General features: G+C 46.1%; 1 pseudogene. It reads right to left on the bottom strand.

From position 1 onward, the window contains the following. Positions 1-510, bottom strand: a pseudogene (locus tag R8N49_RS30655) (glycerol-3-phosphate 1-O-acyltransferase); the annotation flags it as partial.

Below are 510 nucleotides of genomic sequence, written 5' to 3'. Positions count from 1 at the left end.
GTTGGTGGATACTTTCTTCGATGGTCAACTTCACTTCTGGGTACAGCAGCGTAAACAGTAGCTTGGCAAATTTCTGCGTTTTCTTCTTATCGCAGTTACCGTCGCTATCGAGGTACTCTTGCTGTTTGAGCGTATTGAACATGGCGGTAAACACACCTTTGTCGAAGAACTCCGGCGCGTTGATACCGTGCAGGCGACCTAAACGTTGCGCGATGTCTTGGCTCTTTTGTTCCAGATCCGATTTACCCAACTCAGGGTACGCAACCAATAGGTTCATGGCGATGGAGTAACGCTGCAGCGTCTCAGTAATCGTGCGACCAAGTAGAACCAGCGGTTGGTTGTTTGATTGGTTGATTTCCAATTTGTTGCCATCAAGACAGATCATTTTTTGTTCGGCAAACTCATTCAACGTTTTCACCACAAGGTCGTTTAAATCTTCCTCTTGGTAGCTTAGGAACAGCTCTTTCTTCAAGAATGGGTAGATTTGCGCGACGTTCTCTTGGATTTTCT

The organism is Vibrio sp. 1978 (assembly GCF_033344345.1).
Note: the sequence above shows the minus strand (reverse complement) of the source record. Positions and strands in the feature narration are given on the sequence as shown.